Source organism: Nocardia beijingensis NBRC 16342, assembly GCF_001612785.1.
Taxonomy (GTDB): Bacteria; Actinomycetota; Actinomycetes; order Mycobacteriales; family Mycobacteriaceae; genus Nocardia; species Nocardia beijingensis.
In genome coordinates, this window is the sequence record NZ_BDBC01000028.1 from 1 (window position 1) to 13,096 (window position 13,096).

Consider the following 13,096-nt stretch of genomic DNA (forward strand, 5'->3'; position numbering starts at 1 on the left):
AAGGATTCAGCCTACGGTGAAGAATCCGAGTGTCGGCAGGAACGAGCAGGTCCGCGCCTCCGCGTCGGCGGCCTTGGTGGTCAGCGAGCCGGAGACGACCGCGACGACGCGGCCGGTGCCCGTGTCGGCGATCGCGGACAGCGTGGCGGGGCCGTCGGGGTTGATCTTGGCCTCGTCGGTCAGCGGCAGGACGCCGGACTGGCGGGTGTCGAGGTTCAGCCACTGCACCGTCATCGGCGGGTCCTGCACCGGGGTCGGCCCCTTGGTGCCGAGCGCGGTGAAGACGAAACCGGTCTGACCTGCCTTCGGGCCGGGGGGCGGCAGCGTGGCGGGCCCGGGCACGGCCAGGGCGGTGCCCACCGAGTCGGCGGACGGGCCGATGCAGCCCTTGCCGATGCTCGGGTACAGGAACTGGGCGATCACCGGGCCGTCCTGCGGCACCTCGGGGCCTCCGCCGCCGCTGCCGTCCAGGAAGGTGATGATCCGTTCCAGCGTGGACTTGATCTGCGGCGGAAGGTTCAAGGTGGCCAGCAGTCTGCGGGCCTGATCGAGGATGGCCGACTGCGGTCCGGCGATGCCCGCCGGGCTCGCGATATCAGCGGGGCCAGCGATGGCGCCGACGATGGCTGGGGCGAGCGCGGCCAGCGCGTCCACCGGAACACCTTCGGGAACCATGGGAACGCTGTTCGTAGCCGCCGTGGCGGCGGGTGCGGGGGCCGCGATTGCTGTCGTCGGCGCGGCGAGCGTGGCACTCGCCGCGATGACGAGTGCGGACAATGCGATCCGCGATCCTCGGGTGCGAAGCACTGGTCTGGCCGTCCTTACCTCGGGTACATCAGGGGTTCGATTGCTAAAAGCCATCGTTTCCGGGGTCACTCTAGGGACATTGCGGCTATGTGTACAGCCGCGGGGTCCGGAAGCCGCCGTGGACGAACAGTGTTAGCAGAAGATACCGCGCCCCGATGTTACTGATGTGAAAGTTGATGCAAATGTTATCGGTGGTTCGAGGGTGGAACCGACCGGATTCGAGCTGCGGTTAATCTAATCGGTGCCGTCCGCGCTGTCGCCAGAACATCCAAGTCCGGGCGCGCCGAACCGACGCACCGCACTCGAGCCGAAAGCCAGCGATTTGAATCGTCATCTCCGATGGGCCGTGTCGGTGCTGGGCCTGTCCGTGCTGGCCCGGCTGCTGTGGATGCTGCTGTCCCCGAACGGGATGAACCTCGTCGACCTGCACGTCTACGTCGGCGGGTCGGCCGCGCTGCTGACCGATCAGCTCTATGACTTCACCTATGCGGAGAAGACACCCGACTTCCCGTTGCCGTTCACTTATCCGCCTTTCGCCGCGGTGGTCTTCTTCCCCCTGCACTATCTGCCGTTCACCCTGGTCGCCGTGGCATGGTTGCTGGCCATCGCCGCGGCGCTGTACGCGGTGGTGCACATCAGTCTGGAACTGCTGTTCGGGGCGCAGCGATTGCGCACGCCGGGATGGCGGGCCGCCACCGTCGGCTGGACCGCGCTGGGGCTGTGGCTGGAACCGGTGCGAACCACCATGGATTACGGCCAGGTCAATGTCTTCCTGGTGCTCGGCGGGATGCTGGCGGTACGCAGTTCCCGGTGGTGGCTCTCCGGCGGACTCGTCGGGATAGTCGCGGGCATCAAGCTGACGCCCGCGATCACGGGGTTGTATTTCGTCGCGCGCAGGCGCTGGGCGACGGTGGTGTGGTCGGCGGTGGTCTTCGGTGCCACGGTGGGACTGAGCTTCCTGATCGCCCCGGTGGAGGCGCGCCAGTACTTCGGCACGCTGCTCGGCGACGCCGACCGCATCGGCCCGGTGGGGTCGGTGTGGAACCAGTCGCTGCGCGGCACGCTGAGCCGGATCCTCGGCTACGACGTGCAGTCGGGCCCGTGGTGGATCGCGGCCGTGCTGGTGGTCGCGGTGCTGGCGTTCCTGGCTTGGCGCGCGCTCGACCAGGACGACCGGCTCGGCACGCTGATCGTCGTGCAGCTGTTCGGGCTGATGGTCTCGCCCATCTCCTGGTCGCATCACTGGGTATGGCTGCTGCCGACGGTGCTGTGGCTGGTGTACGGGCCGCTGCGCGGGGCGCCCGGCGCGCGGATCATCGCCGGGTACTGGCTGGTGACCATGCTCGTCGGCGCACCGTGGGTGCTGTCGTTCTTCCAGGATTCGATCTGGACCATCTCCCGGCCGGGCGTGCTGGCCTGGCTCGGCGCCGTCGACGCGCTCGGCGTCGTGGTGTTCTACCTCTGGGTGATCCGCTTCGGAACCCGCTACGCGCGACCAGCCTCGGACGAAAGAACCCCCGCGACGACCGAGGGCACCCCGCGCGCCGCATAGGTGTCGCTTGCCGTGCCCGGAAAGTCACCGCCGAGATCTTCGACGGCAGGTCACTCAAATGCCGCAGATCCCATATTGTCGCGCCCAGCTCACCCCGACCACGTCTTTCGAGCGAAGCGAGACAGAGCATCCGCCCTTCGCGGCTCGGCTCGCGTGCGCGTGGCCGCCGCGTAGGCGACGAAGCAGTGAGCGGACAGTCGGCCGAGCCGACAATCAGCCCCTACGAACCGCGTACGCCTGATCGCGGGCATTGACACCGACGTGCCCAGCGCACCGCAACCACGTCTTTCGAGCGAAGCGAGACCGAGCCTGTTCCGTTCGCGGCCCGGCTCGCGTCCGAGTGGCCGCCGCGTCCGCGACGCAGTCGCTAGCGGTGGTCGCTCGGATGCGAGCCATAAGGGGGCCGCGAACACGCAGCGCCGCAGGCGCTGCAAATTCAACACAGCCGATCTATTTCGTGCGCCAGCGCGACATCCAGTGCGGTGAGGCCGCCCGCGGAGTGGGTGGACAAGGTGAAGGTGACCTTGCGCCAGCGGATGTCGATGTCGGGATGGTGGTTCGCCTCTTCCGCGACGTCGGCGACCCGGCGCACCAGCTCGATGCCGGCGGGGAAGGTGGCCGCTTCGACGGTGCGGGTCAGGGCGTCCCCTGATCTGGACCACTCCGGCAATTCGGTGAGAGCTTCGGCGATTTCGGTATCGGAGAGCAGTGTCTGCTGCGCCATAACACTCCTTACTACTCGCCTCGGGCCGCCCCGGGAAGGGTGGCGGCGGGGGTCAGGCAGCGCGCGCCTGCTTGAGTGCCTTCTTCAGATCCTTGCCGGTCACACCGGCCGCTTCGCACTTCTTCATCCGCATGATGACCACGGGGCACTTCAGGCAGCGCGTCTTCTTCCGACAGCACTTCTTCTTCGGTTTCAGGCTCGAAACCTTCTTGGCTTTGACCTTGCCCACGGCGGTTAGCATACCCTTAGTACAAAGGCTGAAACGCTGCCCCGAGCGGACTGCCGGTAGGGTGTAGTTCGCCGCGATGCCTGGTGAGTTTCGATTCTCCCCTGTTCCGCAGGGAGCCCGGCGTGTGCGTCAGGCCCCGGAGGCGGCAGCCTGCGTAACCACGGAGAGTCCGTGCACGCCGGACACCGAGCAACGTCGGCTCCAACACCGAACAGCAGGAGGATTCAGGCGTGTCGTCTGCACGCGATTTTCGCAACGTCGCCATCGTGGCCCACGTCGACCACGGCAAGACGACCCTGGTCGACGCCATGCTGCGCCAGTCGGGCGCCTTCGCCGAGCGGGCCGAGCCCGTCGATCGCGTGATGGACTCCGGCGACCTGGAACGCGAGAAGGGCATCACCATTCTCGCCAAGAACACGGCCGTGCACCGGCACCATCCGGACGGCTCGGTCACCGTGATCAACGTCATCGACACCCCCGGCCACGCCGACTTCGGTGGCGAGGTCGAGCGCGGCCTGTCCATGGTGGACGGCGTGGTGCTGCTGGTGGACGCGTCCGAGGGGCCGCTGCCGCAGACCCGGTTCGTGCTGCGCAAGGCGCTGGCCGCGTCGCTGCCGGTGATCCTGGTCGTCAACAAGACCGACCGTCCCGACGCCCGCATCGAGGAAGTCGTCGAGGAGAGCCACGACCTGTTGCTCGACCTGGCCTCCGATCTGGACGACGCCGCTGCCGAGGCCGCCGAGCTCGCGCTGGATCTGCCGGTGCTGTACGCCTCGGGGCGCGAGGGCAAGGCCTCCAAGGAGCGCCCGGACAACGGCAACGCCCCCGACGCGGAGAACCTCGACGCGCTGTTCGACGTGCTGCTCGAGCACATCCCGGCGCCGAAGGGCGATCCGTCCGCGCCGCTGCAGGCGCACGTCACCAACCTGGACGCCTCGGCGTTCCTCGGCCGCCTCGCGCTGGTGCGCATTCACAACGGCGAACTGCGCAAGGGGCAGAACGTCGCGTGGATGCACGCCGACGGCGTCAAGCAGGTGAAGATCACCGAACTGCTGCAGACCGTCGGCGTCGAGCGCAAGCCGGGTGAGCTGGCCGTCGCGGGCGACATCGTCGCCATCGCGGGCATCCCGGAGATCATGATCGGCGATACGCTCGCCGATATCGACAACCCGGTCGCGTTGCCGCGCATCACCGTCGACGAGCCCGCCATCTCGGTCACCATCGGCACCAACACCTCGCCGCTGGTCGGCCGGGTGCAGGGGCACAAGCTGACCGCCCGCATGGTGAAGGCGCGCCTGGACCAGGAACTGGTCGGCAACGTGTCGCTGCGCGTGCTCGACATCGGGCGCCCCGACGCCTGGGAGGTGCAGGGCCGCGGTGAGCTTGCGCTGGCCATCCTGGTCGAGACCATGCGCCGCGAGGGCTTCGAGCTGACCGTCGGCAAGCCGCAGGTGGTCACGAGGCAGGTCGACGGCAAGGTGCACGAGCCGTACGAGGAGCTGACCATCGACTGCCCGGAGGAGTACCTCGGCGCGATCACCCAGCTGCTCGCCGCGCGCAAGGGCAAGATGGTGCAGATGAGCAACCACGCCGCGGGCTGGGTGCGGATGGAGTTCATCGTTCCCTCGCGCGGCCTGATCGGCTTCCGCACCGACTTCCTCACCGAGACCCGGGGCACCGGCATCGCCAACGCCGTGTCGCACGGCTACGCGCCGTGGGCGGGCGAGATCCGGGCCAGGCACACCGGCTCGCTGGTCTCCGACCGGGCGGGCACGGTGACGCCGTTCGCCATGATCCAGCTGGCCGACCGCGGCCAGTTCTTCGTCGAGCCGGGCGCGGACACCTACGAGGGACACGTCGTCGGCGTCAACCCGCGCGCGGAGGATCTCGACATCAACGTCACGCGCGAGAAGAAGCTGACCAACATGCGCAGCTCCACAGCCGACGTGATCGAGACCCTGGCCAAGCCGTTGCAGCTGGATCTGGAAGGCGCCATGGAGTTCTGCGCCGCCGACGAGTGCGTCGAGGTCACCCCGGAGGTGGTGCGGGTGCGCAAGGTGATCCTCGCGCAGAACGAGCGCGCACGGGAACTGTCCCGGCGCAAGGCGCGCGACCGCGCGGCGCTGTAATCGCTCTTCCCGCAAGGTATTCGGTGCCGCCGCGAGCGGTACCGAATACCGGGTGGAGCCGCAGGTGGGGGCCGTCGGCACTGGGCGCGCGGTGAGCCGCGAGCTCGTTTCCGATCGGTGCGCGCTTGGATGCCACCGGAATTCATCGCGATCACGAGGCGTCGTGGTGGCGATCGGGAGAATTATGTTGCCGTGATATGTGTTGCGGTGAAGTCCGGTGCGCCATCATCGAAAAGTATTCATTCCACTGTGCGTAATTCGGATCGGTGATTCCTGCGCATCTATGCGGGTTCGGAATCGGTCGATTTATGCGGAAATAGTTCCCGGACCCGCTCGGTCGGCGGGAAAAGTTTCTCCGGGATTTCCCGCCGGGTCGCATCTGGGAAGGTCTTGCGTGGTCTGATCGAGTAAAAGGCCGTGCAGTGTGCCTTCCTTATCTCGTCCTCGGTCGTACCGATCGGTCTCGGCGTGAGCTTTTCCGGCTACCGAGCGACCGGACATGGTCGGACCAGGCAGGGTGCGTGGGTGGTTGCCCTGCCCGCCGGACGGTGTGCTGTCGAATCACATTCGCCTTCTGTTCGTGTCTGCGCAACCGTTCACTTCTGTGTCGAGTCGTATCGCTCTCGCGCGAACGGCCCGATGCGTATCGGATTGTCGAACGACTTACGCGCCGATATGGCCTGCTATTGCACTACGGCAGGCACGCCGAATATTTGCCGGGTTCCCGCAGTATGGCCGCGCGAGGTGGACCCGTGGCGCTGTTGTGTTTCCGCTCCGCGATATCAGCGCGACCGCGTTGTTTCCCTGTCCGCCAGCGGAATCTGGGAACGGACTCGGCCGTACGGTAGAGTTCCCGAGCGTGAAAGTGGGCGCAGGAAAACGCGCAGCGTGGCGCACGTTGTTGCCGGCCGTGGCAGTGCTGACGTTGATCAGCAGCTGTGCGGCGAATCCGCCGCCGCCCATCGAGAGCACCGACAGCCCGAAGACCACGCCGGTCAAGCCCGCGGAGACGACCGTGGTCGTCGCGTTGGACACCATCGGCACCGCGTTCAATCCCCACCTGCGCTCGGATCAGTCCGCCGCGACCTCGGCGATCGCGTCCCTGGTGTTGCCGAGCCCGTTCCGGCCGGTGCCCGATCCGGCCCGGCCGGGAGCGACGGCCTGGGTGCCGGATTCGTCGTTGCTGGTGTCCGCCGAAGTCACCGCGCAGGAACCGTTCACGATCACCTACAAGCTGCGCAACGAAGCGTCCTGGTCGGACGGTGCGCCGATCGCGGCCGAGGACTTCCGCTACCTGTGGCAGGAGATGATCTCCGAACCGGGAGTCGTCGACCCGGCGGGCTACCGGATGATCTCGGATGTCAATTCGTCGGCGGGCGGCAAGACGGTCACCGTCGTGATGACGCAGCCCTACCCCGGCTGGCGCGAGTTGTTCACCGATCTGCTGCCGTCCCATCTGCTCAAGGACGCTCCCGGCGGCTTCGCCAGGGGGATGAACGGTCAGGTCAACGGCGTCCGGGTGTCCGGAGGGCCGTTCGGCATCCGCTCGGCCGACCCCGGCCGCGACGAGATGCTGCTGGAACGCAACGACCGCTTCTGGGGCACACCGGCGATGCCGGGCCAGATCCTGCTGCGCCGCGGCGGCACGCCCGCGCAGCTGGCGGGCTCGCTGCGCACCGGCGACGTGCAGATGGCGCTGGTGCACGGGGGAGTGGCGACCCAGGCGCAACTGGGGGCGATTCCGTCGGTGCGAACCGCGATCATGCCGCAGTCACGGGTACTGCAAATGGCGCTCAACGGACGCAAAGGGGAACTGAGCGACCCCCGGGTCCGCTCGGGTGTGCTCGCCCTGCTGGATCCGGCCCTGCTGGCCACCGTCGGCGCGCAGACCGGCAACTGGGTGGAACCCGCGCGCGCACAGGTGCTCGCACCGTCCGATCCCGGATACGCCCCGACCGCTCCGCCTCGGCCGTCGGCGGAGGAGGCGTTCGCGCTGCTCGCCGCCGCCGGGTACGGCCGGGCGCCGGAGCCGCCGCGCGCCGCATCCCCGACCTCGCCCGCCCCGCAGCCGCGCACCGTCGGCAAGGACGGCAAGCCGCTGACCGTCCGCATCGGCGCGGTCGACCGGGACGCCACCGCCTTGGCCGTGGCCAACACCGCCGCCGACCAGTTGCGCAGCGCCGGTATCGACGCGACGGTGCACAGTGTCGCCGCCGACGAGCTGTACGGCAAGGAACTGCTGGAGGGCACGGTCGACGCGATCGTCGGCTGGGAGGTGGCCGGTTCCGACCCGGCGACCGTGCTGGCTTCCCGGTACGGATGCCCGCCGCCCGCGCTGCCAGGGGTCACCGGTCCGGCGCAGGCCATCGCCGAGGCAGCGCAGCGAGCGCCGAGCAACCTGTCCGGCGTATGTGATCCGACCCTGCAACCCGCGATCGATGACGCGCTGCGCGGCGGCGACGTGGGACGGGTGCTCGCCGAAGCGGAGCCCAAGCTGTGGGCCATGGCGACGGTGCTGCCGATCGTGCAGGACAACGCCGTCGCCGCGTCCGGTCCCCGGCTGGACGGCGCCTCGCTCAGCGGCGCGATACAGGTCGGCATCTTCGGCGACGCGTCCATGTGGCGCAGGATCCCGTGACCGCGGCGGCCGGTGGGCTGCTGCTGGTCCACGCCCACCCGGACGACGAGTCCATCACCACCGGCGGCACGATCGCGCACTACCGCCGTCGCGGTGTGCCGGTCACCGTGGTGACCTGCACCCTCGGTGAGGAGGGCGAGGTGATCGGCGACGAGTGGGCGCTGCTCGTCGCGGACCACGCCGACCAACTCGGCGGCTATCGCGTGCTCGAACTGACCCACGCGCTGGCCGCGCTGGACGCCGGACCGCCGCACTTCCTCGGGGGCGCGGGACGCTGGCGCGACTCCGGGATGGCGGGCACGCCCGCCGCGGACAAGCCGCGCGCGTTCACCCGCTCCGGCGACGACGCGGTACTGGCGCTCACGGACGTGATGCTTCGCCTGCGACCCCGCGTGGTGGTCGGCTACGACCCGAACGGCGGCTACGGCCACCCCGACCACATCCGGGCGCACGAGGTCACCACGGCCGCGGTGCACGCCGCCGCGAGTGAGGGCTGGGACGTCCCGAAGTACTACTGGACCGTCACCGACGCCGACATGCTGCGCCTGCACACCGCCGCGCTGGCCCGGCGCACGGCCGCCGGCCTGCCCGGCGCGCTGCCGCCCGGATGGCGGCTGCCCGCCGAAGGCGAGCTCGCGAGCGTGCCCAGCGACGCGGTGACCACCACGATCGATGTCTCCGAGGTGCTGGCGGCCAAGCGCGCCGCGCTGCGGGCGCACGCCACCCAGGTCATCCTCGCGCCGTCGGGCCGGGAATTCGCGCTGTCGAACGATGTCGCTCAGCCGGTGCTGCCCGAGGAACACTTCATCCTGGTGCGGGGGCGGCGCGGTCCACTCGGGCCGGACGGGCGGGAGCACGACCTGTTCGCCGGACTGGAGTGACGAAGCGCGCCTACGGGCGCCATGCGCGATTCCGGACAATTCACATAATTCGCCCGCCTGTTCCGGAACTTATCCGGACGTCGAGGCTCTGTACCCCCAGGGCTGGCAGTGAGGGGTATCGGAACGGCGGGTACCGTTCGGCGGTGATCTCGGGACATCGCAACGGAGGATCCGTCGGTTCATGACAGCGCGCGGCGACAACGCCCACCTCGGCATCGAGGACCACGGGTACCACAAGAGTCTGAAGCCGCGGCAGCTGCAGATGATCGCGATCGGCGGCGCCATCGGCACCGGCTTGTTCCTCGGCGCCGGTGGCAGGCTGGCCAGCGCCGGACCCGGGTTGTTCCTGGTCTACGGCGTGTGCGGATTCTTCGCGTTCCTCATCCTGCGCGCGCTCGGCGAACTGGTCCTGCACCGGCCGTCGTCCGGGTCGTTCGTGTCCTACGCGCGCGAGTTCTTCGGTGAGAAGGCGGCCTTCGTCGCAGGCTGGATGTACTTCCTGAACTGGTCGATGACCGGCATCGCCGACACCACCGCGATCGCGCAGTACTTCCACTACTGGTCGGGGTTCTCCGCCGTTCCGCAATGGCTGCTCGCGCTGGTGGCGCTGGTCATCGTGCTCGGCATCAACCTGGTGTCGGTGAAGTGGTTCGGTGAGATGGAATTCTGGGCCGCGCTGGTGAAAGTGTTCGCGCTCAGCGCGTTCCTGATCGTCGGCACGATCTTCCTGCTGGGCCGCTTCACCGTGCAGGGCGCCGCGACCGGGCCGAGCGTCGTCGCCGAGCACGGCGGCCTGTTCCCGACCGGCGTCATGCCGTTGGTCGTGGTGGTGTCCGGTGTCGTGTTCGCTTACGCCGCTGTCGAATTGGTCGGCACCGCGGCGGGTGAGACGGAGCGCCCGGAGAAGATCATGCCGCGGGCGATCAATTCGGTGATCCTCCGGATCGCCGTCTTCTACGTCGGCTCGCTGGTCCTGCTCGGACTGCTGCTGCCCTACACGCACTACACCGCCGACGAGAGCCCGTTCGTCACCTTCTTCACCATGCTCGGCGTCCCCGGGATCGGCAGCGTGATGAATCTGGTGGTGCTGACCGCGGCGTTCTCCAGCCTGAACGCCGGTCTCTACTCGACCGGCCGCATCCTGCGCTCGATGTCGATGAACGGCAGCGCGCCGAGATTCACCGGGGTGATGGGCGGCAACGGCGTTCCTTACGGCGGCATCCTGCTCACCAGCCTGATCGCGCTGGTCGGCATCGCGCTCAACGGCATCGTCCCGGATCAGGCGTTCGAGATCGTGCTGAACATGGCCTCGCTCGGCATCGTCGCCTCCTGGGCCACCATCGTGCTGTGCCAGTTGCAGTTGTGGCGCTGGTCGGTTCGAGGACGCGTGCAGCGGCCCGCGTTCCGCATGTTCGGCGCGCCGTACACCGGTCTGCTCACGCTGGTGTTCCTGTTCTTCGTCGTCGTGCTGACCGGGTTCGACTATCCGGTGGGGACCTGGACGGTCGCGACCATCGCCCTGATCGTCCCCGCGCTGATCGTCGGCTGGTTCGCCGCGCGCAAGCGGGTGCTGGCTATCGCCGCGGAGCGTGGCGGCGCCACCGGCGAATCCTCCGTGGTCGCCGCACTGCCTGCCGACCGGGAGAACTGATCATGCGCCCGGTCGCGCCGGAATAGACTCGGCAGTATGTACAACTGGGAGGTCCAGAACGCGATCGCGGCGTTCGTCGACAGCATGCGGCCGCACTGGCAGGAGCAGCACGACCTGTATATGACGGTGCTGTACGCGTTCGCCGACATGCAGAGTCATCTGTTGACCCTCCTCGGCTACCCGCCGGTGTCGTGACGACCACGGTCGACGACCCCGCAGGCGATCGCGCTCCCGTGGCATCCGGTGCCACCCGGCTCACCGTGGGCATTCTCGGGCCGGCGATTCTCGTCGTACTGACCGTGGACGCCCTGCTCACCCTGGCGCTCGAGGTGTTGTACCTGCCGACCTATCTGGGCTCGGTCGCGTTCCCGGTTTCCGCCGTGGTGGCGGGGGTGGTGAACGTTCTGCTCGTCATGGGCGCGCGATCGGTCACCCGGCGTCCCGCGCTGTTCGGCCTTCCACTCGTTTCCTGGGCGTTCGGTTTCCTGGTCTGCGCCAGCGCGGGGCCGGGCGGCGACATTCTGCTCGGCAGCGATTGGCGCACGGCGCTGTTGCTGTTCGCGGGACTGCTGCCGCCGCTGGCCTACCTCTACATCCAGGCGAACGCGCGCGTCTTCGGCCGCCGCTGACTCACGCGAGCCGAACCGCCAGGGTCGCGATCACGGCCTCGGTGCGAACGCGCAACGCGGCGGTGAGCACCGGCCCGCGCGGATTGTGCAGCGGGCGTTGCCACCAGTGCCTGGCTTCCACGTGCGCGAGCAGCACGGTGACGCCGAGCCCGGCGTCGGTCTGCTTGCGGACGTAGCCGACGAGGGTGGACACCAGGCTGCGATGCGGGCACGGGAGCACCGCGAGCGGGACGCCAGGATCCCACTCCTTCCACTGGGCGCTGAGCCGTTTGGTCGTGGCCGGATCGATGTCGGCGGCCACCGCGACGATCTCGCCCCGCATGCGCAAGGCGGCTTCCAAGGCGCGATAGGTCACCTCGCTCATGGTGACCACCGGGACGACGACCAGTTCTTTCGCCTCCGGTGCGGGGCGCGGGCGGGGCGGGATCGCACGCAGCCGCAGCTGCCTCGCGACCTCGCCGTAGTAGTTCTCGATCCGGTAGAAGAGGGTCACCAGCGCGGGGATGATGAGCAGCAGCAGCCACGCGCCCTCGGTGAACTTCTCCGCCAGCAGCACGACGCCCGCGACGGCGGTGAGGGTCGCGCCGAATCCGTTCAGCAGCGCGCGCGGCAGCCACCCGCGCTCACGCACGCGCCACCAGTGCAGCACCAGGCCGGTCTGGCTGATGGTGAACCCGATGAAGACGCCGATCGCGAAAACAGGCAGCAATCGGTGAGTTTCGGCGTCGACAGCCAGCAGCACCAGCCCGGCCAGCAAGGCCAGGGCGCTGACGCCGTAGCGGAAGACCGGGCGTTCGGACCGCAGCGCGAACAGCGACGGCGCCCTGTGGTCCTTGGCCAGCAGCGCCAGCAGGACCGGCAGACCGCCGAAACTGGTGTTCGCCGCGAGCAACAGCACCGCGGTGACCGCGAGGTTGGTGAGGTAGAACAGCCAGCCGGTGCCGAACGCCCCCGCCGCCAGCTGCGCCAGGACGGTCACGTCCTGGCGCGGCGTCACGTGGTGCGCGCGGATCAGCACCGCCAGCCCGAGCAGCATCGCGCCGAGCAGGACGCCGAGCGCCACCTCGGTGTGCTGCGCGCGGCGCACGGCGGGGCTGCGGAAGGCGGGCACGGCGTTGGCGATCGCTTCCACACCGGTCAGCGACGAGCATCCCGCCGCGAAAGCCTTGAGCAGCAGAACGATTCCGAGCGCCTCGACCGGCGTGATCGGGCCGGGGTCGCCGCCGATCAGCGCGGCAGGCTCCGGCCGCAGCAGTCCTACGACGATGACGCCGCCTATGAGCAGGACGAACAAGAGCGCGGGCCCCATCAGGACCCGCGCCGATTCCGCCACCCCGATCAGGTTGATCACGGTCAGCGCCGCGAGCCCGATCAGCGTCATCGGCAGCAGTTCGTCGGCCAGGGCGGGGAACGCGCTGGCCAAGCTGGCGGCGCCCGCGGCGAGGCTGACGGCGACGGTCAGCACATAGTCCACGACCAAGCTCGCGGCCGCGAGCAGCGCGGCGGGCCTGCCGAGCTGCTTCTTGGCGACCGCGTACGCGCCGCCGCCGTCCGGGTGCACCGCGATCACCTGCCGGTAGGAGAGCACGAGCACCAGCAACAGCGCGGCGATCGCGCAGGCCACCGGTAGCGTCCAGGAGACGGCCGCCGCTCCCGCCGCCACCAGCACCAGCACGATCGCCTCCGGCCCGTAGGCCACGCTGGACAACGCGTCCAGCGAGAGCGCGGCGAGCCCGCCCACCGCGGTGAGCCGGAACTTGTCCGCCCGCTGCATCTGCCGGACCCTGCGGTCGGCGATCCGTGGCTCCGTATGGTGCGGCTCGGTCTTGGTCACCACGGCGTCCATTGAACTCCGC

General features: G+C 68.9%; 11 protein-coding genes. 7 read left to right on the forward strand and 4 right to left on the reverse strand.

Annotated features, from left to right (window positions below):
* Positions 1-6: 6 nt before the first annotated feature.
* Positions 7-807 carry an Rv1157c family protein gene (locus NB3_RS17395; protein ID WP_067804083.1) on the reverse strand — a complete coding sequence of 267 codons (801 nt, stop codon included), beginning with the start codon at positions 805-807 and terminating at the stop codon, positions 7-9.
* Between the two features lie 253 nt (positions 808-1,060).
* Between NB3_RS17395 and NB3_RS17400 the strand changes: the two genes are divergently transcribed.
* Positions 1,061-2,359 (forward strand): mannosyltransferase, encoded by a 1,299-nt coding sequence (locus NB3_RS17400; protein ID WP_307694892.1) that lies wholly within the window; start codon positions 1,061-1,063, stop codon positions 2,357-2,359.
* 436 nt (positions 2,360-2,795) lie between these two features.
* On the opposite strand, the gene NB3_RS17405 is transcribed toward NB3_RS17400, so the two are convergent.
* A complete protein-coding gene (locus NB3_RS17405) occupies positions 2,796-3,083 on the reverse strand; it encodes a 4a-hydroxytetrahydrobiopterin dehydratase (RefSeq protein WP_067804086.1) in 288 nt (95 codons plus the stop codon).
* 52 nt (positions 3,084-3,135) lie between these two features.
* Positions 3,136-3,312, reverse strand: a complete 177-nt coding sequence (locus NB3_RS35605; RefSeq protein ID WP_085994939.1) for a hypothetical protein — start codon at positions 3,310-3,312, stop codon at positions 3,136-3,138.
* A gap of 230 nt (positions 3,313-3,542) precedes the next feature.
* Here NB3_RS35605 and typA point away from each other — a divergent pair, with 230 nt between their 5' ends.
* The 6 genes from typA to NB3_RS17435 all read left to right on the forward strand — a co-directional run bounded on the left by typA (position 3,543) and on the right by NB3_RS17435 (position 11,240).
* Positions 3,543-5,441 carry a translational GTPase TypA gene (typA, locus tag NB3_RS17415; RefSeq protein ID WP_067804091.1) on the forward strand — a complete coding sequence of 633 codons (1,899 nt, stop codon included), beginning with the start codon at positions 3,543-3,545 and terminating at the stop codon, positions 5,439-5,441.
* A gap of 910 nt (positions 5,442-6,351) precedes the next feature.
* Positions 6,352-8,079, forward strand: a complete 1,728-nt coding sequence (locus tag NB3_RS17420) for an ABC transporter family substrate-binding protein (protein WP_280516587.1) — start codon at positions 6,352-6,354, stop codon at positions 8,077-8,079.
* Complete coding sequence (gene mshB, locus NB3_RS17425; protein ID WP_371855914.1) at positions 8,061-8,960, forward strand: N-acetyl-1-D-myo-inositol-2-amino-2-deoxy-alpha-D-glucopyranoside deacetylase; 900 nt, start codon at positions 8,061-8,063, stop codon at positions 8,958-8,960. Before NB3_RS17420 ends, mshB begins: the two co-directional genes overlap by 19 nt.
* A 181-nt stretch (positions 8,961-9,141) precedes the next feature.
* On the forward strand, positions 9,142-10,611 hold the full coding sequence (locus NB3_RS17430; protein WP_067804097.1) for an amino acid permease: 1,470 nt from the start codon (positions 9,142-9,144) through the stop codon (positions 10,609-10,611).
* A 36-nt stretch (positions 10,612-10,647) separates the two neighbouring features.
* Positions 10,648-10,806, forward strand: coding sequence for a hypothetical protein (locus NB3_RS35610; protein ID WP_169810701.1), 159 nt, complete (start codon positions 10,648-10,650; stop codon positions 10,804-10,806).
* Positions 10,803-11,240, forward strand: a complete 438-nt coding sequence (locus NB3_RS17435; protein ID WP_157111835.1) for a hypothetical protein — start codon at positions 10,803-10,805, stop codon at positions 11,238-11,240. The genes NB3_RS35610 and NB3_RS17435 overlap by 4 nt, the downstream gene beginning before the upstream one ends.
* A gap of 1 nt (position 11,241) precedes the next feature.
* On the opposite strand, the gene NB3_RS17440 is transcribed toward NB3_RS17435, so the two are convergent.
* A complete protein-coding gene (locus NB3_RS17440; protein WP_244891945.1) occupies positions 11,242-13,074 on the reverse strand; it encodes an APC family permease in 1,833 nt (610 codons plus the stop codon).
* Positions 13,075-13,096: the final 22 nt, after the last annotated feature.

Coding starts and splice junctions, on each gene's coding strand:
- NB3_RS35610 (WP_169810701.1), top strand. CDS start 10,648: ATGTACAACTGGGAGGTCCAGAACGCGATCGCGGCGTTCGTCGACAGC.
- NB3_RS17430 (WP_067804097.1), top strand. CDS start 9,142: ATGACAGCGCGCGGCGACAACGCCCACCTCGGCATCGAGGACCACGGG.
- NB3_RS17405 (WP_067804086.1), bottom strand. CDS start 3,083: ATGGCGCAGCAGACACTGCTCTCCGATACCGAAATCGCCGAAGCTCTC.